The sequence below is a fragment of the Arthrobacter sp. 10L430 genome (assembly GCF_056395245.1).
This window is the reverse complement of sequence record NZ_JBFTJD010000005.1, coordinates 112,460-133,149: the sequence shown is the minus strand read 5'-3', so window position 1 is coordinate 133,149 and position 20,690 is coordinate 112,460. Positions and strand designations below refer to the sequence as shown.

At 65.6% G+C, this 20,690-nt stretch carries 21 protein-coding genes; 12 read left to right on the top strand and 9 right to left on the bottom strand.

Annotated features, from left to right (window positions below; genetic code table 11):
* Positions 1-201: 201 nt before the first annotated feature.
* Positions 202-765, bottom strand: coding sequence for a type II toxin-antitoxin system PemK/MazF family toxin (locus AC1DDG_RS07110; protein ID WP_230119665.1), 564 nt, complete (start codon positions 763-765; stop codon positions 202-204).
* Positions 766-945: 180 nt separating this feature from the next.
* Between AC1DDG_RS07110 and lepA the strand changes: the two genes are divergently transcribed.
* Complete coding sequence (lepA, locus tag AC1DDG_RS07105; protein WP_230119664.1) at positions 946-2,799, top strand: translation elongation factor 4; 1,854 nt, start codon at positions 946-948, stop codon at positions 2,797-2,799.
* Positions 2,800-2,835: 36 nt separating this feature from the next.
* Positions 2,836-4,065 (top strand): radical SAM family heme chaperone HemW, encoded by a 1,230-nt coding sequence (hemW, locus tag AC1DDG_RS07100; RefSeq protein WP_476875502.1) that lies wholly within the window; start codon positions 2,836-2,838, stop codon positions 4,063-4,065.
* Positions 4,066-4,161: 96 nt separating this feature from the next.
* Here the strand turns inward: hemW and AC1DDG_RS07095 are convergent, their stop codons facing one another.
* Together AC1DDG_RS07095 and AC1DDG_RS07090 are read right to left on the bottom strand one after the other, a co-directional pair.
* Positions 4,162-4,581: a DUF4870 domain-containing protein gene (locus AC1DDG_RS07095; RefSeq protein WP_230119662.1), complete on the bottom strand. Its 420-nt coding sequence runs from the start codon at positions 4,579-4,581 to the stop codon at positions 4,162-4,164.
* 177 nt (positions 4,582-4,758) lie between these two features.
* Positions 4,759-5,268: a mycothiol transferase gene (locus tag AC1DDG_RS07090; protein ID WP_230119661.1), complete on the bottom strand. Its 510-nt coding sequence runs from the start codon at positions 5,266-5,268 to the stop codon at positions 4,759-4,761.
* A 207-nt stretch (positions 5,269-5,475) separates the two neighbouring features.
* Here AC1DDG_RS07090 and AC1DDG_RS07085 point away from each other — a divergent pair, with 207 nt between their 5' ends.
* Positions 5,476-5,751: a helix-turn-helix domain-containing protein gene (locus tag AC1DDG_RS07085; protein WP_476875501.1), complete on the top strand. Its 276-nt coding sequence runs from the start codon at positions 5,476-5,478 to the stop codon at positions 5,749-5,751.
* A gap of 198 nt (positions 5,752-5,949) precedes the next feature.
* On the opposite strand, the gene AC1DDG_RS07080 is transcribed toward AC1DDG_RS07085, so the two are convergent.
* The 4 genes from AC1DDG_RS07080 to AC1DDG_RS07065 form a co-directional block, all read right to left on the bottom strand.
* Positions 5,950-6,351, bottom strand: coding sequence for a VOC family protein (locus AC1DDG_RS07080; RefSeq protein ID WP_230119658.1), 402 nt, complete (start codon positions 6,349-6,351; stop codon positions 5,950-5,952).
* A gap of 10 nt (positions 6,352-6,361) precedes the next feature.
* The gene (locus tag AC1DDG_RS07075) at positions 6,362-6,799 is read right to left on the bottom strand and encodes a helix-turn-helix transcriptional regulator (RefSeq protein WP_476875500.1); all 438 of its coding nucleotides are present in this window, start codon (positions 6,797-6,799) and stop codon (positions 6,362-6,364) included.
* 335 nt (positions 6,800-7,134) lie between these two features.
* The gene (locus AC1DDG_RS07070) at positions 7,135-7,644 is read right to left on the bottom strand and encodes a hypothetical protein (RefSeq protein ID WP_476875499.1); all 510 of its coding nucleotides are present in this window, start codon (positions 7,642-7,644) and stop codon (positions 7,135-7,137) included.
* A gap of 93 nt (positions 7,645-7,737) precedes the next feature.
* Complete coding sequence (locus tag AC1DDG_RS07065; protein WP_476875498.1) at positions 7,738-8,562, bottom strand: SDR family NAD(P)-dependent oxidoreductase; 825 nt, start codon at positions 8,560-8,562, stop codon at positions 7,738-7,740.
* 137 nt (positions 8,563-8,699) lie between these two features.
* Here AC1DDG_RS07065 and AC1DDG_RS07060 point away from each other — a divergent pair, with 137 nt between their 5' ends.
* Entirely contained in the window at positions 8,700-9,647 is a 948-nt protein-coding gene (locus AC1DDG_RS07060) for an alpha/beta fold hydrolase (protein WP_476875497.1), read from the top strand.
* A gap of 50 nt (positions 9,648-9,697) precedes the next feature.
* Here the strand turns inward: AC1DDG_RS07060 and AC1DDG_RS07055 are convergent, their stop codons facing one another.
* On the bottom strand, positions 9,698-10,552 hold the full coding sequence (locus AC1DDG_RS07055; RefSeq protein WP_476875496.1) for a DUF3097 domain-containing protein: 855 nt from the start codon (positions 10,550-10,552) through the stop codon (positions 9,698-9,700).
* Between the two features lie 212 nt (positions 10,553-10,764).
* On the opposite strand from AC1DDG_RS07055, the gene hrcA reads away from it, so the two are divergent.
* Genes hrcA through AC1DDG_RS07040 form a run of 3 tightly spaced genes read left to right on the top strand, consistent with a single transcriptional unit; the run spans position 10,765 to position 13,737 of the window.
* Positions 10,765-11,778: a heat-inducible transcriptional repressor HrcA gene (gene hrcA, locus AC1DDG_RS07050; protein ID WP_476875495.1), complete on the top strand. Its 1,014-nt coding sequence runs from the start codon at positions 10,765-10,767 to the stop codon at positions 11,776-11,778.
* 58 nt (positions 11,779-11,836) lie between these two features.
* The gene (gene dnaJ, locus AC1DDG_RS07045) at positions 11,837-12,964 is read left to right on the top strand and encodes a molecular chaperone DnaJ (RefSeq protein WP_476875494.1); all 1,128 of its coding nucleotides are present in this window, start codon (positions 11,837-11,839) and stop codon (positions 12,962-12,964) included.
* Positions 12,965-12,966: 2 nt separating this feature from the next.
* Positions 12,967-13,737 carry a 16S rRNA (uracil(1498)-N(3))-methyltransferase gene (locus AC1DDG_RS07040; RefSeq protein ID WP_476875493.1) on the top strand — a complete coding sequence of 257 codons (771 nt, stop codon included), beginning with the start codon at positions 12,967-12,969 and terminating at the stop codon, positions 13,735-13,737.
* A gap of 54 nt (positions 13,738-13,791) precedes the next feature.
* On the opposite strand, the gene AC1DDG_RS07035 is transcribed toward AC1DDG_RS07040, so the two are convergent.
* Positions 13,792-14,706 (bottom strand): GerMN domain-containing protein, encoded by a 915-nt coding sequence (locus AC1DDG_RS07035; protein WP_476875492.1) that lies wholly within the window; start codon positions 14,704-14,706, stop codon positions 13,792-13,794.
* Positions 14,707-15,093: 387 nt separating this feature from the next.
* Between AC1DDG_RS07035 and AC1DDG_RS07030 the strand changes: the two genes are divergently transcribed.
* The 5 genes from AC1DDG_RS07030 to AC1DDG_RS07010 all read left to right on the top strand — a co-directional run bounded on the left by AC1DDG_RS07030 (position 15,094) and on the right by AC1DDG_RS07010 (position 20,653).
* On the top strand, positions 15,094-16,182 hold the full coding sequence (locus AC1DDG_RS07030) for a PhoH family protein (protein ID WP_476875491.1): 1,089 nt from the start codon (positions 15,094-15,096) through the stop codon (positions 16,180-16,182).
* Complete coding sequence (ybeY, locus tag AC1DDG_RS07025) at positions 16,179-16,652, top strand: rRNA maturation RNase YbeY (RefSeq protein ID WP_230119647.1); 474 nt, start codon at positions 16,179-16,181, stop codon at positions 16,650-16,652. The genes AC1DDG_RS07030 and ybeY overlap by 4 nt, the downstream gene beginning before the upstream one ends.
* A complete protein-coding gene (locus tag AC1DDG_RS07020; protein WP_230119646.1) occupies positions 16,649-17,992 on the top strand; it encodes a hemolysin family protein in 1,344 nt (447 codons plus the stop codon). The genes ybeY and AC1DDG_RS07020 overlap by 4 nt, the downstream gene beginning before the upstream one ends.
* On the top strand, positions 17,976-18,935 hold the full coding sequence (era, locus tag AC1DDG_RS07015) for a GTPase Era (RefSeq protein ID WP_476875490.1): 960 nt from the start codon (positions 17,976-17,978) through the stop codon (positions 18,933-18,935). The genes AC1DDG_RS07020 and era overlap by 17 nt, the downstream gene beginning before the upstream one ends.
* Before the next feature lie 137 nt (positions 18,936-19,072).
* A complete protein-coding gene (locus AC1DDG_RS07010) occupies positions 19,073-20,653 on the top strand; it encodes an LCP family protein (protein WP_476875489.1) in 1,581 nt (526 codons plus the stop codon).
* Positions 20,654-20,690 lie beyond the last annotated feature (37 nt).

The following is a 20,690-nucleotide window of genomic DNA, read 5'->3' as shown; positions in this document are numbered from 1 at the left end:
GTGTGAACTCTCTTTTTAATGCGGAAATGGTCTAGAGGGCTTTCAGGTTGGCCATTGACTGAGCGGCGTGGGGATACCTATGGCGACCAACCATGAGTGGCCGTCGACCTGCACGGACACACAGCTATGAATAGTAGCAGAATCCGTGCTGAAGACGCCATTTGTCCAGCTCCGGCGCGCCCAATCATCGATTCCGGGACATCACTTCCAGCCGTGGTGTTCCCTCAACGCATCGGCCACCAGGAAAAATTGGCTCCGGTCCAGAACTGCGCCCTCCCGCCTGATGTCCGAAGGGCGGATCTGGAGGACGCGGTTGAGTTTGGCCTCGCTGGGACGCCATTGCCGGTCCCACGGCCCTCTGCCGATGTCGACGTAGTCGCGGCTCCCGCGTGGATGGCCGTCGTGGTCCTTGCTGGTCAGCATCAGGCCGAGCAGATAGCGTCCGTGGTTTCCAACCAGCAGGACGGGGCGGTCCTTCCCGCGGGAATGGTCCTCTTCATAGGGGACCCAGGTCCACACCACCTCACCGGGATCGGGCCGGCCATCGGGGGAGGGGGAGTATCGCAGGGCCGCCGTGCCGCGGAAATCGCCCGGATATGGGGCCGACAAGCCCGCGGTTCCCGCCCGGGCACCCGCCTGCCCCGGTGCGTTGTTCCTCCCGGGCCGCGGTGTCCCCTTCGGGTCCGGCTTCCGGGCTGGGGAGCCGGCGAGGAAGCGAAGCGAAGCCCGGACGGCGTTGCCGAGGGTACGGAAGTTCAGAGCCATGCCGGCAACGATACCGCCGCCCTGTCAGTGCGCCCAGGACACCCACATCTGTGTGGCATGCGGAATGTACGGCGGGGGGCCCGAACGTGGGAGACTAGAGGTTCAGATATGCGGCAGCATCAGGATGGCCCGAGTACGGCCGGAATGACGCCGCGGAAATGCCAACAGTAAGGACCCTGCGTGTCTCCCATGGCCCGCACCGCCCCGGTGCCCGCCGCGACAGATCCGGCCATCATTCGGAACTTCTGCATCATTGCGCACATTGACCACGGTAAATCCACCCTGGCCGACCGCATGCTGCAGTACACCGGCGTCGTTCAGTCCCGCGACATGAAGGCCCAGTATCTGGACCGCATGGATATCGAACGTGAGCGCGGCATCACCATCAAGTCGCAGGCTGTCCGGATGCCGTGGGAAGTTGAGGGCACCAGCTACGCCCTGAACATGATTGACACGCCCGGCCACGTCGACTTCACCTACGAGGTCTCCCGATCGCTGGCCGCCTGCGAAGGCGCAGTCCTGCTCGTGGACGCGGCTCAGGGCATCGAGGCCCAGACCCTCGCCAACCTGTACCTGGCGATGGAGAACAACCTCACCATCATTCCGGTCCTCAACAAGATCGACCTCCCCGCGGCCCAGCCCGAGAAGTACGCGGCGGAACTCGCCAGCCTCATCGGCGGCGACCCGGACGATGTGCTCCGTGTCTCGGGCAAGACCGGCGCTGGCGTCGAGGTTCTGTTGGACAAGATCGTGCGAGATCTGCCCGCCCCCGTAGGCGATCCCAACGCCCCTGCCCGCGCCATGATTTTCGACTCTGTCTACGACACCTACCGCGGTGTCGTCACGTACGTCCGCGTGGTTGACGGCATGCTGCACCCGCGTGAGCGGATCCAGATGATGTCCACCCGCGCCACCCACGAACTCCTCGAGATCGGCGTGAGCGCCCCGGAGCCCACACCCTCCAAGGGCCTGGGCGTCGGCGAAGTGGGCTACCTGATCACCGGCGTGAAGGACGTCCGCCAGTCCAAGGTCGGCGACACCGTGACCAACCTGGCCAAGCCTGCCGCGGAGTCCCTCAGCGGCTATGCCGACGCCAAGCCCATGGTCTTCTCCGGCCTCTATCCGCTGGACGGCACCGACTACCCGGTGCTCCGCGATGCGTTGGAGAAGCTGATGCTCAACGACGCCGCGCTGATCTATGAGCCGGAAACCTCGGCCGCGCTGGGCTTCGGATTCCGTGTGGGCTTCCTGGGGCTGCTGCACCTGGAAATCACCCGTGAGCGCCTCGAACGCGAGTACAAGCTGGATCTGATCTCCACTGCCCCCAACGTGGAGTACGAAGTGACACTGGAGGACAAGAAGGTCGTCCATGTCACCAATCCCAGTGAATACCCCACCGGCAAGGTCGCTGAAGTCCGCGAGCCGATGGTGTCTGCCACCATTCTCGCCCCGAACGAGTTTGTCGGGGCCATCATGGAGCTGTGCCAGAGCCGCCGTGGCGTCATGGGCGGCATGGACTACCTCTCCGAGGACCGGGTGGAAATCCGGTACCGCCTGCCGTTGGCCGAAATCGTCTTTGACTTCTTCGACATCCTCAAGTCCAAGACGCGCGGCTACGGCTCGCTTGACTGGAAAGCCGACGGCGAGCAGGTGGCCGATCTGGTCAAGGTGGACATCATGCTCCAGGGCGAACAGGTGGATGCCTTCAGCGCCATCACCCACCGGGACAAGGCGTACGCCTACGGCGTGATGATGACCGGCAAGCTGCGCGAACTCATTCCCCGCCAGCAGTTCGAGGTGCCCATCCAGGCGGCCATCGGTTCCCGGATCATCGCCCGCGAAAGCATCCGCGCCATCCGCAAGGACGTCCTTGCCAAGTGCTACGGCGGTGACATCACCCGCAAGCGCAAACTGCTGGAAAAGCAGAAGGAAGGCAAGAAGCGCATGAAGATGGTGGGCCGTGTGGAAGTGCCGCAGGAAGCCTTCATCGCGGCTCTCACCACGGACGAATCCAAGGACAAGGCCAAGAAGTAGTGATGACCGTGGCCGGAACCTCCGGAGACTGCTCCAGTGCCTAGCGTTCTACCCCTCGGTGACCCCGCGCCGTCGGACGGCCTGCTCCCGCAGCAGGCTGCCGACGGCGCCGCCCGGCGGGGATTCGGGCTTTACGTCCATATCCCCTTCTGCGCCGTCCGTTGCGGCTACTGCGACTTCAATACCTACACGGCGACCGAGCTCGGCGGCGGGGCATCCCAGGATGCGTACGCGTCGACGGCCATTGCCGAGGTGGAGTTCGCCGCGCGGGCCCTGAAGGAGTCCGGTTTGCCGGAGCGCAAGCTCCGCACTGTCTTTTTTGGCGGGGGCACCCCCACGCTGCTGCCCGCGGAGGATTTGGCCAGAATTCTGGGCGCTGCCGTAAGCCAGTGGGGCATCGAACCCGGCGCCGAGGTGACCACGGAGGCCAATCCGGACTCCGTCACACCGGAATCACTCCAGCTCCTGGCCGACGCCGGCTTCACCCGGGTTTCGTTCGGAATGCAGTCGGCCGTGCCGCACGTCCTGAAGGTCCTCGACCGCACGCACACACCGAGCCGCGTGCCGCTGGTGGTGCAGTGGGCGCGGGACGCGGGACTCGCCGTCAGCCTCGACCTGATTTATGGCACGCCGGGTGAATCGCTGGAGGACTGGCGCTTTTCCGTGGAGACGGCGCTGTCCTACCGGCCCGATCACATCAGCGCCTACGCGCTGATCGTGGAGGACGGGACCAAGCTTGCGGCGCAGATCCGCCGGGGTGAAGTTCCCGGGATCGACGACGACGACCACGCCGCCAAGTATGAGCTCGCCGACCAGATGATCTCCGACGCCGGCCTCCACTGGTACGAGGTCAGCAACTGGTCCGCCACTCCCGGACAGGCGTGCCGGCACAACCTTGCCTACTGGCGCGGGGACGACTGGTGGGGGATCGGACCGGGCGCGCATTCCCACGTGGGCGGCGTGCGTTGGTGGAACGTCAAGCACCCCACCGCCTATGCGAACAGGCTGACCGCCGCAGTGTCGCCTGCTGCGGGACGCGAGACGCTCGACGCCGAAACGCGCGACGTGGAAAAAGTCATGCTGGAGGCCCGTCTCGCCTCGGGACTTGCGGTCAGCTCGCTGTCGGCCTCGGGAAAGCACGCTGTGGCCGGACTCATTGCCGACGGCCTCGTGGCACCCGCCGAAGCGTTCAAGGGCCGGCTGATCCTGACGCTCAAGGGCCGGCTCCTGGCTGATGCCGTCGTGCGCCGTATCCTGCCCGACTAAACCGCTGGAAGCCACACCCCCAGAAGGCGGAACCCGCTGAACAAAGCAGCGGCCCCTGACCCCGGACGGGGTCAGGGGCCGCTGCTGCCTGGGCGGCTACTTGATCCAGCGCAGGTTGTACTGGTAGCGGTGCGGCTGGCCCCGGTTGACGTGGATGCCGGCTGACACCGAGAAACAGGCAAGTGCAATCCAGATCAGCGTTGCGAGCACGGCGAACAGATTGCCCACCACAGGGAGCAGCACCAGGATGTTGGCCAGGAAGGCCGCGATGGTGGGAGGCAGCGTGAAGTTTAGGGCTTCCTTGGATTCCTGGGCGGTGAACGGCCCGCGGTCGCGGAAAATCAGGTAGATGAGCAGCGCCGGCACGCAGCCGAGGATGCCGCCGAAGTGGGCCAGTGTTGCCCACTGCCTGTCCTCGCTTGCGGTGAGCGGAAGCGCGTTGGCAGGAACGCCATGGTACTGGGGCAGGTCCGGGCCCGACTGGGGCTCCCTGCGGTCGCGAGCGTCTTCTGCCACGGTGTCTTCCTTAAACTTGCGTTGGTGCGATATTGCCGGTGGTTCAGGTTTGTGGCCGGCCGGTGGCACCGGACGGCGGCAGCGCAAAGGCGCCTTTCCAAGAATACTGGGTCCGGCGCGGAATGGACGACCGCCCAGCAGGGCCGTCGCCAGGCCAAGCCAAGCGCGACTGTTCCTCTAGCCGTGAGCGGCGTTCAACCCTTTGGCGTAGGCGGCCTGCCCCACGTGCTGGAGGCAATCGGCAATCGTGCTGACCAGCCGCACACCAAGAGTGACGGGCGGGTCCCAGCGCCTGTCAACGATGCGGTCGAGATCCTCGTCGCCGAGACTTCTTAGGAACTCCGCGGTCTGCCGGTGAACGGCCTCGTGGTACTCGAGCAACAGCTCCGGCGTCGCCTGCACCGCATCGACCTGGCCGGTCGAATGGCCGTAGCCGGTGTCACGTTCGGGCAGCGGCAGGCCGAACCGGGCGGCAAACCCCTGCGAGGTCCAGACTTGTTCCAGGCCGGCTGGGGAGGAGACCTGCGCGTCCTCCACCCGGCTGAGGTGCCAGATCAACCACGCGATCGAGTTTCCGGCGCCTCCGGGCCGACGGACCAGGGACTCGTCGTCGACCCCTTCAAGAGTGGCGGCGACGGTGTCACGGATCCGGACGAAGGCGTCCAGCAACAGTTCGTTGGATTTCATCGAGTCCCCTCACTCTGCACTTTCAGTGCCCTCATGCTTGCATGGAAGCGACATCACCGGATAGGGCCCCGCTTCGCGGCTCCGTCACGAAGTTTCGCCAGAAGCAGTCGATTCGACCTGCAGCCGGACCCGGTTCGGACCGGCGATTCGCTTACTTGACACGCCGTTTATCAATGACCTGCGGACAGAGCTGGACGAGGTGATCTGATGCCGATCGTCGTCGACATCGACGTGATGCTGGCCAAACGTAAGATGTCCGTGGGCACCCTCGCGGACCGCGTCGGAATCACGCCCGCCAACCTGGCGGTGCTCAAGAACGGTCGAGCCAAAGCGGTGCGCTTTACGACGCTCGCCGCACTGTGTGAGACGCTCGGCTGCCAGCCTGGAGACCTGCTGCGCTGGGAACCGGAGGATTCGGCGGACCTGACGTCAGCAGACGACGGCGGTGACCCGCCGCTCGCGCGTGGCAGCTCGGAATCGTGAGCTGCCCGGATTATTCATTGCCGGAGGTCCTCAAGAGCGGCATCATCATCCTGTCTTACAAGGTGCAGCACGACGGTAGGTGGTCATGGCGACGGAACGCCACCCTGGGCACCCGGCAAATTCAAGCCCACGGTGACGTCCCGTCGTCGTACTACTTCAGTGGCATTCGGAGCGGTGAGCGGGGCGCGCCCGCCCGATTCAGGCCTGGTTGAAGCGAATCATATTGCCGGAAGGGTCGCGGAATGCACAGTCGCGCGGGCCCCATGGCTGGACGATGGGTTCCTGGAGGACCTCCGCGCCGGCGGCCCGGACCGCCTCGAACGTGGCGTCGAGATCGTCCGTACGGAACACGATGTTGGGCAGGACGCCCTTGGTGAGCAGCTGCTGGTACGCGTCGCCGTCGTCCCGGGAGCGGCCGGCGTGCGGGACGGACAGCACGAGCTCCAGATCGGGCTGGGCAGCGCTGCCGAGAGTGACCCAGCGGTGTCCGTCGGAGCCGACGTCGTTGCGGACGTCCAGGCCGAGAACGTCACGGTAGAACGCGAGCGACTCGTCGAGGTCGTTGACTGTGATGTGTGAGTACTGAAGTGAAATGTTCATATCTCACACGCTATTGCAGGGTTCGCGGGGACGCTTCTTCAATCCTGCTCGGCTTGCGAGCGGGCCGTGTGTGCTGCCTGGCGATGCACGACGGCATAGCCTTCACGGCGTGGTGTTCGCGGGCCCGGTACGCGCTGGGTGTCATGCCCACGATCTCGGTGAAACGTGAGCTGAAGGAACCCAGCGAGGTGCAACCGACCTCCATGCAGGCATCGGTCACGCTCATCCCGGCGCGCAGCAGGGCCATGGCCCGCTCGATCCGCCGCGTCATGAGGTAGTTGTACGGGGTCTCGCTGTAGGCGGCCTTGAACTGGCGGGAGAAGTGCGCCGGGGACATGAGGGCGCCGGCGGCCATGGTGGGCACGTCAAGGGGTCGGGCGTACTCGCGGTCGATCAGGTCGCGGGCCCGGCGCAGATGGGCCAGGTTAGCGAGTTCCTGCGGCGTCATGCCGCCAGTCTAGCTAATCGGTGGCGTACGGTGTAGGCGACTTGGGGGCACTCACGCCGCCGGCCCGTCTCGCTCCGGACGAACCTGTCCGGAAACCATCCTGACGCCGGCGGCCTGAGCCCGAAGGGCTTCAACACTGCTTCCGCCCTCTTAACAGTCAACGCCTCATGCGTCTGCAGGGCACGCGTACTCTCTACCTGACTTTCTGCGCCTGCGGCTACGCATCTGCGCAGGCGGGCAGAACCGACCGGCCTCCATTCCAGAGGGGTCGCTCACGATTGGCGCACAGAAGTCCCATGAGTTGATGAGCCCGAGGATTGGCGACGATGGCTCAGTCAGCCAACGCGGCTTCTGAGTTGAATTGTCCGGGCCCGGTGGATAGCTGCCAGGGAAACGGCGCTGGCCGTGAGCCGGAGGGCGTGGACCCTGTACCACCGCCTCAACAGGGGTTTGCGGCGCAGCTCGCTGAGAGGTTGTGGACTGAAGAACAGGTCGGGGTTGATGAACCGAAGCAGATACACGGTAGCGGCCGCACCGGCCGTGGAGCTGGCGGCAGCCACTACCAGCCAGACCCTGCTGTTGGAATGATTCCACCCTGCAACGAGGGCAGCAATGGCCGCAGGGGCGTTGATCGGGGCGATCGGCGCGTAGTAGCGGCCGGGGCTTCCTGCTTCAAAGGGTGACCGAGGGAGTTCACGGCTTGCTTCAGAGGCCGCGACTCGGTGCGGGACTTTAACGAGGGCCTCATAGAGATTGCCGAAGAACCAGTGCGCGTGGCTGAACTCCGCGACACCCAAGAGCCGATCAGCGAGTAAATCTCGACGGCCTGACGCACTAGGTCCCATGCACACAATCTACCGCCGAGGCTCAGCTCCGGCCATGTAGTTCATGCGGGCGGTCGCCGGGACTGCGGCGTTTGGAGCGGCGGGGCGTGGAAACTATTGAACGTCATGGAGGTCCGCAAGTGTCAGCGCAGGCGGTGAATTTCCGTCGATGTCCAGTACGCCGAAATCCTTCGCAACCGCGGCGGCGACAAGCACCTGGCCGGTCCGCGCGATCAGCTTCGGGTCGTGGAACAGCGCATTGATCACGCGGCCGATGAACTCAGGACTTTCGCTGGTCGAGAGATCGAACGCACCACTTTCCGCCGCTGCCAGGACCGACTCGGTTCGAACCAAGCCGGGATAGAGCGAGATTACCGGAATAGCGAACGGTTTCAGCTCGACGGCCATGTCGGACGTCATCTTGTCCCTCGCTGCTTTTGCGATGCCGTAGATCGTGTTGCCGAGGTGACGCTGCGCGGACCAGAAGCTGATGTTGATGATCAAGCCGCGGTGCCGCGGCGTCATTAGGCGCGCCGCGTGCGACGAACATACAAATGCCGCCCGCACACCGGCGTCCATCATGCCGGTCCAGCGATGCGGCGGTTGATCCCAAAACGGCGCAGCCCACGTGAAGGCGCCCCCTTCGACCATCTTCTCGTAGCCGCCCCAGGCGCAGTTGACGAGGAGATCGAGGCCGCCGCACTCGGACCGGATCGCTTCAAACACACGTGCAGTCTCGTCGTCGTTGAGATGGTCGCATTGCAGGCGGCGTATCTCCAGCGGCAGGTCCGCCTGGTCGATCGAGCGGCCCGTGCCGTAAACGCGGAACCCTGCTGCCAGAAGGCCACGTGCGATGCCCCGGCCGACTCCCCGGCTTGCACCGGTCACGAGAGCAACGTTTCCCGCCGGCGCTTCGTTGCGTTCGTGATCGTTGGTCATGCTAACCGGCCCCGCTTACCTTCCATTCCGCGACCCATGATACGCCGGAGCTGGCGCCTTGGGCCGGCTCCGTTCATGGTTCGCTGCGATGGCCTGCCGACCGTGACAAGCGCCAATGTTCCCATATCGTTGAGCGGGTGATCGATGAGGGCGCGGAGACAACTAACGGCTGGGTGGACGTACCCCACGCGAAGATCTACTGGGAAGCCACAGGGGATCCCAAAGGTGTGCCGGTCCTGTACCTGCACGGAGGCCCAGGCGGCTCCCTTGGAAAAGGGGGCTACCGGAAGCGACACGACCCGGCCCGGTTTTGGACCATAGGTTTTGACCAGCGCGGGTGCGGAAAAAGCCTTCCGACAGTCCAGGACGACCTCGGCCGCCTGTCCCAGAACACCACGCAGGCCCTGCTCGACGACATCGAAGCGGTGCGCGGGCACCTCGGAATCCAGAAGTGGATTGTCACCGGCGTCTCGTGGGGCAGCACGCTCGCTCTCGCCTACGCGCTCAGGCACCCTGATCGCGTACTTGGCATCGGATTGGTGGCGGTCACAACGACAAGCCGCGATGAGGTGGGGTGGATCACCGACGGCGTCGGACGTATCTTCCCCGAAGCCTGGGAGGACTTCGCACATGCCGCCAAGGCAAACCCGGGCGAACGTGTAGTGGATGCCTACGCCCGCCGGCTGGCCGGTGTGGACCGCGACGACGCCCGGTCAGCCGCCTTGGCCTGGGAGCGCTGGGAATCCACGCACATTTCCCTGGACCCGTACTGGCAGCCCGGCCCCATGTTCGACGACGAGCGCGAGCGCATGACGTTCGCGCTGCTTGTCACCCACTATTGGTCCAACGACGGATTCCTGACTGAAGGGCAGGAAATCATGCGGCGGGTTCATGAGCTCGACGGAATTCCCGGCTACCTCATTCATGGTCGCCGGGACATCAGCGGCCCTGTCATCACCGCCTGGAAGCTTCACCAGCGCTGGAAAGGGAGCCATCTCGTCATCGTCGAGGGCGAGGGGCATGGTGGTCCTGAGTCCATGAAGGCTCTAGCCCAGGCTGTCGAAGAGATCGCGGCCGGGCAATAAACGGTCTTTGGATGGGGCCGGGCGTCGAAATCGGCGGTCCCGGCAGGTCCCTAGGGCACCGTAAGGAAGTCGATGACCTCTTCCACCCGGCCCAGCAGGGCCGGTTCCAGATCGGCGTAGGTCCGAACCGCACCGAGGAGCTTTTGCCAGCCCAGGCCGATGTCTTCCTTCGTGGAGTGCGGCCAGCCAAAGGCCGCGAGGATCCCGGTCTTCCAGTCGGTGCCCCTGGGGACCACCGGCCACTGCGCGATGCCCAGAACGGACGGCCTGATGGCCTGCCAGACATCCACGTACGGGTGGCCCACAATGAGCACGTTCCCGGCCGCACCGGGCGAGGCCATGACGGCTTCTGCGATCCTGGACTCCTTGGAATCCGGGACGAGGTGGTCCACAAGGACCCCCAGCCTCCGCCCGGGACCTGGGCGGAACGCCGCAACCGCACCGGCCAGGTCGTCGATGCCGTGCAGGGGCTCGACGACGATTCCCTCCACCCGGAGGTCGTCGCCCCAGACTTTTTCCACCAGTTCGGCGTCGTGCTTGCCTTCCACCCAGATGCGGCTGGCCTTGGCAACCTGGGCACGCTGGCCCTCCACCCGGACCGAACCCGAAGCCGTGCGGGTGGCCGTGGCGGAACCTGCGCGTTTGGCCGCCGGTGCCGGCGGCATTAGCCGGATGGGCCTGCCCTCCAGCAGGAACCCGAACCCCAGCCTGAAGGACCGTGATTTGCCGCGGCGGTCCTCGAGCGCCACGACGTGCATGCCGCCGGACTTCTCCACTCGCGTCACCGCCCCGACCCAGCCGGACTGGACGTCTTCCAGCACCATTCCGCGCTCGACCGGAACCTCCGGCAAATCGTTCTTGGCGGGCGCTGCAATGTCCTGCGGGCCCCAGGTCTGGTACTGCATAGTTCACACCGCTTTGCACTAGGAAGTTGCCACCACGGGCCTGGAACCGGCCTCCGGCGGAATCTGCCCGGAATTTCGCCCGGAGCGGTACCAATGCTAACAACGGGCGGTCTCATATTAGACTTGTTAGCACTTAGGCATGTCGAGTGCTAACGATGGGTTTGTCGGGCGCCCCCTGCCCCTGCCCAGTAACGGTCGATCGGAGGTGGACTATGAGCGAGCCACGCAAGCTCGAGGTGCTGCGCGCCATTGTCGAGGACTATGTCCATTCCCGGGAGCCCGTGGGATCCAAAGCCCTCGTCGAGCGCCACCATCTTGGGGTCTCAAGCGCCACCATCCGCAATGACATGGCGGCGCTCGAAGACGAGGGGCTCATCACCGCTCCGCACACCAGCGCCGGCAGGATTCCCACCGACAAGGGCTACCGGCTCTTCGTGGACCAGATTTCGGCCGTCAAACCTCTGTCTCAGGCCGAGCGCCGGGCCATCCAGTCACTGCTGGAGGGGGCCGACGACCTCGACGACGTCCTGGACCGGACGGTAAGGCTCCTCGCACAACTGACCAACCAGGTCGCCGTCGTGCAGTACCCGCACCTGAGCCGCGCCGTGGTGCGGCACATTGAATTTGTGCAGCTCGCCCCCCGGAAAGTCCTCATCGTGCTGATCGCCGACTCCGGGAAGGTCGAACAGCGGGTCATCGACGTCGGCCAGGAACTCGGCGACGACACGCTGACCGCGCTCCGGACCCGGTTCCTCACGGGCGTCGCCGGCACGGCACTGACAATGCTGCCGCACCACCTCGCCGCTGTCGTGGCGGGCTGCGCTCCGGCGGAGCGTCCGGCCGCCGTCGCCCTGAGCAAGGCCCTGGAAGGGCTCGCGCACAGCAGCAGGGAAGACCGGATGGTCATGGCCGGCACCGCGAACCTGGCCAGGTCCAACGTGGACTTCCCGCTCAGCATCGGACCCGTTCTCGAGGCCCTCGAGGAGCAGGTGGTCATGCTTCGCCTCCTCAGCGACATGGCGCAGGACCCCCGCGGAGTGGCCGTGAGCATCGGCAGGGAGAACCCTTACGACGGACTCGCGGAGGCGTCGGTGGTTGCCACCGGCTACGGACCGGACGCCACCGCGAAGATCGGCATCCTTGGGCCCACCCGGATGGACTATCCCACCACCATGGCCGCCGTCCGTGCGGTGGCCCGCTACCTTTCGAGGATTCTCGGACCGTGACCCCACGGCCCAGTGAACCCCGCACCCCAGGCAATACAACCAGGAAGAGATACGAACTTTGAGCAGCCACTACGACGTTCTTGGAGTCTCCCCGGAAGCCACCGGAGAAGAGATCAAAAAGGCCTACCGCAAGCTGGCCCGCACCCTGCACCCGGACGTCAACCCGGGGGAGGACGCCTCGGAACGGTTCAAGGCCGTCACCCACGCCTACGAAGTGCTGTCCGACCCGCAGAAGCGCAGGGTCTATGACACCACGGGCAACGAGAACGGCACGGACAACGGCTTCGGCGGCGGCAGTTACGCCGGCCAGGGCTTCGCGTTCCAGGATATATTCGACACCTTCTTCGGAGCCGGCGGAACCTCGGGCCCGGCTTCGCGGGTGCGCAGGGGACAGGACGCCCTCATCAGCGTTCGGATCGACCTGCGTGACGCAGTCTTCGGCGCCAATAAGAAGCTGGAAGTCGACACTGCCGTCACCTGCCCCACCTGCGAGGGTTCCTGCTGCCGCGAAGGCACACACCCTGAACGCTGCGACATTTGCGGCGGCAGCGGCCAGGTTCAGCGGGCAGTGCGCTCTATCCTCGGCCAGGTCATGACGACGGCCCCCTGTGGTTCCTGCGAAGGCTTTGGCACTGTCATCAAGGACCCTTGCAACGAGTGCAACGGCCAGGGCCGCATCCGCAGCCGCCGGTCGCTGACCATCAAGGTTCCTGCGGGCGTCGCCACCGGCACGCGCATCCAGCTTTCCGGGCAGGGCGAAGCCGGCCCGGCCGGCGGTCCTTCCGGCGACCTCTACGTGGAAATCCGGGTCAACAACGACCCCACCTACGTCCGCGACGGCGACGACCTCCACGCCACGCTCAACATCCCCATGACGGCTGCGGCCCTGGGCACAGAGATGAGCCTGGACACCTTCGACGGAAAGCAGGAAATCGACGTCAAGGCGGGTACCCAGTCCGGCGAGATCATCACCCTCCGCGGCCTCGGGGTCACGCACCTCCGGGGCTACGGCCGCGGCGACCTCAAGGTGCACCTGCAGGTCGAGACGCCATCCAAGCTCGATCCGGCCCAGGAAGACCTGATGCGTCAGCTGGCCAAGCTCCGCGGCGAGCAGTTCTCCGAGGGCAAGCTCGCCGCCAGCGGCGGCGTCTTCGCGAAGCTGCGGGACCGCCTCGGTAACCTGTAGCGGTGAGCAACCCCGTATTTTTCACCGCCGCCGGAACGCTCGACGGCGCCCATCCCGGCTCGCTGTTCGTGCTGGACGGAGCGGAAGCGCGGCACGCCGTGACAGTCAAACGGCTGGCCGTCGGGGAGGCGGTCGACATCGCCGACGGTGCCGGCCGGCGCCTCACCGGGACAGTGGAGCGGGTAGCGCCGGGAGAACTGACCGTGGAGTGTTCTTCCGTCACGATTGAAGACCGGCCCGGCGTTCGCCTGGTGCTGGTCCAGGCCCTTGCCAAGGGCGACCGTGACGAACTGGCGATCGAGACGTCCACGGAGCTTGGCATCGACGCAGTCGTCCCGTGGCAGTCGGAACGTTCGATCGTGAGGTGGAAGGCCGAGCGGGCGGCCAAGGCCCACGCCAAGTGGCAGTCCGCCGTGTCCGCCGCCGCCAAGCAGGCACGGCGGGCCTGGATCCCGGAGGTGCGTGCCGCCGTCGACACCCAGGGACTGGCGGCGCATGTGGCCGACGCCGCCCTTGCTGTGATCCTCCACGAAGATGCGGTGAAGCCACTGCGCGGGGTGCTGGAGGCCTGGCGTGCGGCCGGCCTGCCGGCGGATGGCCCTCAGGAGATACTCCTGATCGTAGGGCCCGAAGGGGGCATCAGCCCGCGCGAGGTCACCAAACTGTGCAGCGCCGGCGCCGTGACCGCTCTCCTGGGACCGCACGTGCTGCGGTCGTCCACGGCCGGGCCAGCCGGCGTCGTCATCGCAAGTGATGTTTTGGGCCGCTGGTAGCGGCGGTCAGGTAGTACACGCGATCCAGCAGCAGGCGCTGTCCGGCAGCAGCTGTCAGCGGACCGCGAAGCCCCGGGTGTCCACGTTGAGTTCGTCGTCTGCCTGCCTGCGATCGATCTGCGAGACGCGGATCTCGTAGTTTCCCGGGGCCAGGTTGACCGTCAGGCCGAAGACTCCTGAAGCATCCGCCGCCGCGGCCGCGGTGGCCTCGCCGTTCAGGTACTTCTCCTTGTCGCCGTTCTCCTGCACCTTCAGGATCTGCCAGCGCAGCTTGCCACCGGGAACCGTGCTGCGGCCGTTGACGTTGACGCGGCCGTCGGCGACATCCACCCCCTCCTGGGGGTCAATTATCCACACCGGGGCCACCATCCCGGCACTGCGTGCCATGGGGGCGCCAAGCTTGACGTGCCTGAACGCCAGGTAATCGGTGTGGCCATCCACAAGGATCACCACTTCAATCTGCTGGCCGGCGTCGATCAGGCCGGAGCTCGCCCCGGCAGCCGTCGCGGTGTACACGAGTTGCTGGATGGCCCGCTGCGCCATGTCGGCGTCGAGATTGCTGTTGAACGCGTCGGCGGAAACGTCCACGGTGATCACGTTCGTGCCGGAGATGGACGTGGCCAGGCTCTTGGGGTTTTGCCAGGGCGTAAAGAAGTCCGGATCAAGCGGAGTTTCGGACATCATGGCCCGGAGTGCCCTCGTGATGGGGTTTTCCTCGTCCGGCACATCCCGGAACTCCCGGTACAGGAAGACGTTGGTGTTGCTCCGCCCAATCCAGTAGACCGGCGCCTTGTTGGAGGACTGCATCGTTTCCAACGGGGCGCTGGTGGTGGGAACGCCGTCCGTGCCCGCCGCCTTCAGCGACTGGGAGGGAACGTTCGATGATGTGACCGCGGGATCAGGGTCGGCGACGCACCCCGACAGGAGCAAAGCGGCAGGAAGCAGCCCAAGCAGCAGCGCGGAACGCATCCGCGCTGCTGCTTTCGGGCCGGTGGTTCCTGGCTCCCTGATGTCCCTGATCCCTTCGAATGGCCGGTAGGCTGCCCGACATGTGCGGCCGGCACCCGGTGTCGCCGGCGGCTGCGGGCAGGCGGAACCAATGCCCGCCGTCTGTCATTCCAGCATTGCACAAGGCCCCCGGGCGCAGGGCGCCTTTGCCCGCCGGGGCCGGAACTGCAACGGGAACGATATGAGGCCGATACAAAGTTGATACCTAATTGCGGGAACCCCCTTACCGAAAAGGCTGCTGCCGTCGCTGCACCGGACGGTGAGGGCACCCGCACGCTGGCGTAAGATGGAAGGACTCAGAAGGGTTATTTCGAACTGGAGGGAACCAGAGGCCTGCGGGCCGGCACCATGACTGAATCAGCAAACGGAAAGCGCCGCCTCAACACCGGGGACCGCACCACAGGTGACTTCCCGCATACCCTGCCCGGTGTCCGGACGGAGGTGGTCATCTTCGACAACTCTGATCAGATGGTTCAGTCCCTCGGCAGCCACGACGAGGCCCTCCGCTTCATCGAAGAGCAGTACCCGGCCGTAAGTTTCCACGTCCGGGGCAACGAGCTCTCCATCAGCGGGCCTGCCGCCGACGTTCCGCGCATCATGCGGCTGCTCCACGAAGTGCGCGGTCTTGTGGCCCGCAGCACGGTGATCACCCCTGCCGTGCTCCAGCAGCTCGTCGTCCTGCTGCGCAGCCAGTCGCTGCAGAACCCGGTTGACGTCTTGACCCACGACATTCTGTCCAGCCGCGGCAAAACCATCCGGCCCAAGACGCTGAACCAGAAGAACTACGTGGACGCCATCGACACCAACACGGTGATCTTCGGCATCGGCCCGGCAGGTACGGGCAAGACCTACCTGGCGATGGCCAAGGCCGTGCAGGCGCTGCAGCAAAAGGAAGTCAGCCGGATCATCCTCACGCGCCCGGCAGTGGAAGCCGGCGAGCGGCTCGGGTTCCTGCCAGGCACGCTCAGCGACAAGATCGATCCCTACCTCAGGCCGCTGTACGACGCCCTGCACGACATGATTGATCCCGAATCCATCCCACGGCTCATGGCGGCGGGAACCATCGAGGTTGCCCCCCTTGCCTATATGAGGGGCCGTACGCTCAACGACGCCTTCATCATCCTGGACGAGGCCCAGAACACGACCCCGGAACAAATGAAGATGTTCCTCACCCGGCTCGGCTTCGGGTCCAAGATGGTGGTCACGGGTGACGTCACCCAGGTGGATCTGCCGTTCGGAACCCGCTCCGGCCTGCGGATTGTCGAAGAGATCCTGCAGGGCATAGACGACGTCAACTTTACCGTTCTGGACGCGGCGGACGTGGTGCGCCACCGGCTGGTCGGCGACATCGTCAACGCCTACAGCATCTGGGACGAAGTGCAGCGAAACCGGGTCAAGCATTCCGTTCCCCGGGAGCGGCGGGGAGAACACGCATGAGCATCGAGGTAAACAACGAATCCGGCGTCCAGGTGGACGAGGCGCAGCTGGTGGCGCTGTCCCGGTTCATCTTCGAGCAGCTGTACATCCACCCCCAGGCCGAGCTCTCCATACTGCTCGTGGATGAGCCCGCCATGGAGAAACTCCACATCGAGCTCATGGACGAGCCCGGCTCCACGGACGTGCTCTCCGTCCCGATGGACGAACTGACGCCCGGCACGCCGGACAAGCCCACGCCCCAGGGGATGCTGGGCGACATCGCCATCTGTCCCCAGGTTGCAGAGGTCCAGGCACGCAACGCCGGCCACTCCACCCAAGACGAGATGCTGCTGCTCGCCACGCACGGGATCCTGCACCTGCTTGGCTACGACCACGCGGAACCGGAAGAAAAAGAAGAGATGTTCGGCCTGCAGCGTGAGCTGCTCGCGACGTTCACCGGCAAAGAAGCTCCGTCCGAGACCATCAAGTGATATCCCTGCTCCTTGTCTGCATGGCGCTGGTGTTCCTCGCTGCCGCAGCACTGCTGACGGCCGCCGAGGCGGCGTTCAGTTTCCTTCCGCGCCATGATGGCGAACAAGCACTTCTGAAGAGCCGCGGCACCGCGCTCCGCCGGATCCTGGACCAGCCCATGACGCACATGCGCGCACTCCGGTTCTGGCGCATCTGGTTCGAAACGGCCTCTGCTGTTGCGGTTGCGGTGCTGCTTTACAGCCTGCTGGACAACGTCTGGCTCGCCGGACTGGCGGCGACAGGCATCATGGCAGTTCTCGGCTTCGTGATCGTCGGCGTCTCTCCGCGGCAGCTGGGCCGCACGCACTCGGCCGGAGTGGTGCTGTATTCAGCGCCGCTGATCAGGTTCCTCGCCTGGGTGCTCGGGCCCATTCCCGCCTGGCTCGTCAGGCTGGGCAGTGCTGTGGCCCCCGGCGCGCCCGGGGGAGACGAGGCGTTCTTCAGCGAAGAAGAGTTCCGTGAGCTCGTGGACCGGGCCACCGAGTCGGACATGATCGAGGACAACGAAGCCGAACTCATCCAGTCCGTCTTCGATTTCGGGGACACCCTGGTCCGCGCCGTCATGGTGCCGCGCACCGACATCCTGAGCATCGACGCCGGCTCCACCCTGCACCGGGCGATGTCGCTGTTCCTCCGTTCCGGATACTCTCGGATTCCCGTCATCGGAGAAAATACCGACCAGATCCTGGGCATCATCTATCTGAAGGACGTGGCAGCCGCCATCCACGCCCTGGCCCCGGAAGAGGAACCGCCACTGGTGGACGCGCTGGCCCGTGAGGTCCGGTACGTCCCCGACTCCAAGCCCGTGAGCGACCTCCTGCGGGAGCTGCAGAAGGAGTCCACGCACGTTGCCATCGTCATCGACGAGTACGGCGGAACGGCCGGCCTTGTCACGCTCGAGGACCTGATTGAAGAGCTTGTCGGCGAGATCGTGGACGAATACGACACCGAAAGCGCCGAAGTCGTGGACCTCGGCGACGGCACGTACCGGGTCAGCGCCCGGATGAGCATCGACGATCTCGGCGAGCTCTTCGACCTCGAACTCGACGACGACGAAGTGGACACCGTGGGCGGCCTGCTGGCCAAGGCCCTGGGCCGCGTCCCGATCGTCGGCAGCACCGTGGAAGTCGACGGCGTCTCGCTCCGGGCGGAGCGGCTGGAAGGCCGCCGAAACCGCGTCAGCCACATCATTGCGGCCGCCGTTCCAAAAGGCGCCGTTCCGAACGATACTGACCTTGAAGACCTTCTCGACAAGGCAGAACCATTGCAACAGGGAGTTCCACGTGAGCAAGCAGAATAAGGCCGACGGCGGCGCACCCTCCGGCGGTTTCCACGCCGGGTTCTCGGTTCTGGTAGGCCGGCCGAACGCCGGAAAATCAACGCTGACCAACGCGCTGGTAGGCAAGAAAGTCGCCATCACCTCCGCCAAGCCGCAGACCACCCGCCACACGATCAGGGGCATCGTCCACCGCGATGACGCCCAGCTGATCCTCGTCGACACGCCGGGCCTGCACCGTCCGCGCACCTTGCTTGGCAAGCGCCTCAACGAACTCGTTGCCGACACCCTCGCCGAGGTCGATGCGATCGGTTTCTGCCTGCCGGCCAACGAGAAGATCGGCCCGGGCGACAAGTTCATCGCCGCCCAACTCGCCGCCGTCGGCAACAAGCCCATCATAGCGATCGTGACCAAGGCCGACACCGTGGACCGCCAGGCCCTGACCGAGCAGTTGCTGGCCGTCGCCGCCCTGGGCCGTGAGGTCCTCGGCGAGGACGGCTGGAAGGACATCGTCCCGGTCTCGGCCACCGACGGCTTCCAGGTCGGAACCGTGGCCGACGTCCTGATCAGCCATATGCCGTCGTCGCCGCCGCTCTATCCGGACGGCCACCTGACGGACGAACCGGAGGCCGTGATGATCGCCGAACTCATCCGGGAAGCGGCGCTCGAAGGCGTCCGCGACGAATTGCCGCACTCCCTGGCAGTGGTCGTTGACGAGATCGTTCCGCGTGAAGGACGCCCCGAAGACCGGCCGTTCCTCGATGTCCGCGTCAATCTGTACGTGGAGCGGCCGTCCCAGAAGGCCATCATCATCGGCAAGGGCGGCGCCCGGCTCCGGGAGGTCGGGACCAACGCCCGCAAGGGGATTGAGGCGCTGCTCGGCGCCCGGATTTACCTTGATCTGCACGTCAAGGTGGCCAAGGACTGGCAGCGCGATCCGAAGCAGCTGGTCAAGCTCGGATTCTAGCCGCCCCTGCCCCCGCCGGGCCCCCGCCCGGTCCCTGCCAGGCGCTCCGGCACCGGTCCCACGGCACGCTTCCGGCGTTTTCCCAGCCTTGGCGACTAAAATAGGCCGGATCCCGTTTTTAGAGGAAGGTACACCCTGTGGTGCTACGCCGCGACAACCGCGCACAGGGGCCAGGCAAACCTGCCCGGCCCGAGCCAGCTGCCCGGCATGCCGAAGACGCCCGCCTGGGCGCTGCCCGGCATTTGAACATGCGCCACATGCCCCTGTGGCTGAAGGTGACTACCGCCGTCGTCTCCGTCATTCTGATCGGCGGCCTGGCGTTCGCCGGATACTGGTACATCAGGCTGCAGTCCAACATTTCGTCGTCCGCCCTTGGGGCCGGCAACAGCCGCACCGACACTACGGACGACGCCACCGGCAGGCTGCAGATCCTGATTCTGGGTTCCGACACCCGCGACGGCAAGAATTCGAATTACGGCAGCACCGAGGATTCCACCGGCTACGGCAATTCCGACGTCATGATGCTCATGGACATCTCGGAGGACAACAAGCGGGTCAACGTCATCAGCTTTCCGCGCGACCTGCTCGTCGACATCCCCAAGTGCACGGACCAGAAGACCGGCAAGCAGTACCCTGCCCGCACCGGCATCATGATCAATGAGGCAATGAAAGAGGCGGGCATCGGCTGCGCCGTGGACACCGTCAACAAGCTGACCGGGATGGAGGTGGACCACTTCATGATGGCCGACTTCAACGCCGTCAAGGAGCTGTCCAACGCCGTGGGCGGAGTGGAAGTCTGCATCAGCGACGCCGTCTTCGATCCCGACTCCCGCCTGCGGCTTCCCAAGGGCAAGTCCCAGGTGAAGGGCGAGCAGGCCCTTGCGTACCTCCGCACCCGTCACGCCTTCGGCGACGGCGGCGACCTTGGCCGCATCAAGGCCCAGCAGGGCTTCCTGTCCTCCCTCACCCGCAAAATCAAGGACGACGGCACCCTGTCGGACCCGGTCAAAATGCTGACCATCGCCGACGTCGTGACCAAGAACCTCACCGTCGACAACGGCCTTTCGTCCGTTCCGGCGATGATCACCATCGGCAACCGGCTCAAGAGCATCGATGTCAGCAAGGTGGCGTTTGTCGCTGTGCCGACCGTCCCCGCCACGAACGACCCCAACCGGCTGGAGGCGGCGCAGCCCGCCGCGTCCCAGCTGTTCGCGGCCCTGCGGAAGGACGTCGACCTGACGGATCCCGAGGGGAAGCAGAGCCCCTCGCCGTCGGCCACGCCGAAACCGAGCACCAGTGCTACGCCCTCCGCCACGCCCAAGCCGACCAAGCCCGCGGCGCCGTATGACAAAACACTGCAGCCGGTGACCGTGGCCAACGGGTCGGCGGTGCCTGCACGGACGCAGGAGATCGTGGAGGCGCTTGCCGCCGGCGGATTCACCCAGGTGGGCCAGCTGGAGGCAGAGCCCACGGCGAAGACCATGGTCTACTACGGGGCCGACTTTGCCGACGTGGCAGCGGACGTCGCGGCACTGTTCGGAATCCCTGCCAGCCAGGTGGCGCCGTCGCCGGGGATCGCCGGAGTGCAGATCTACCTCGGTGCGGACTTCGCCTCGGGCACCAAGTTCGGCAAGACAACGGTTCCCAAGGACATCGTCAACCAGACAGCCAAAGAGGCAACCTGCCAGACGGCCAACCCCGAGCTGATCGTTCAGTAGCGCCGCTGGGCGGAGGCGGAGCGTAACCGCCCCCACT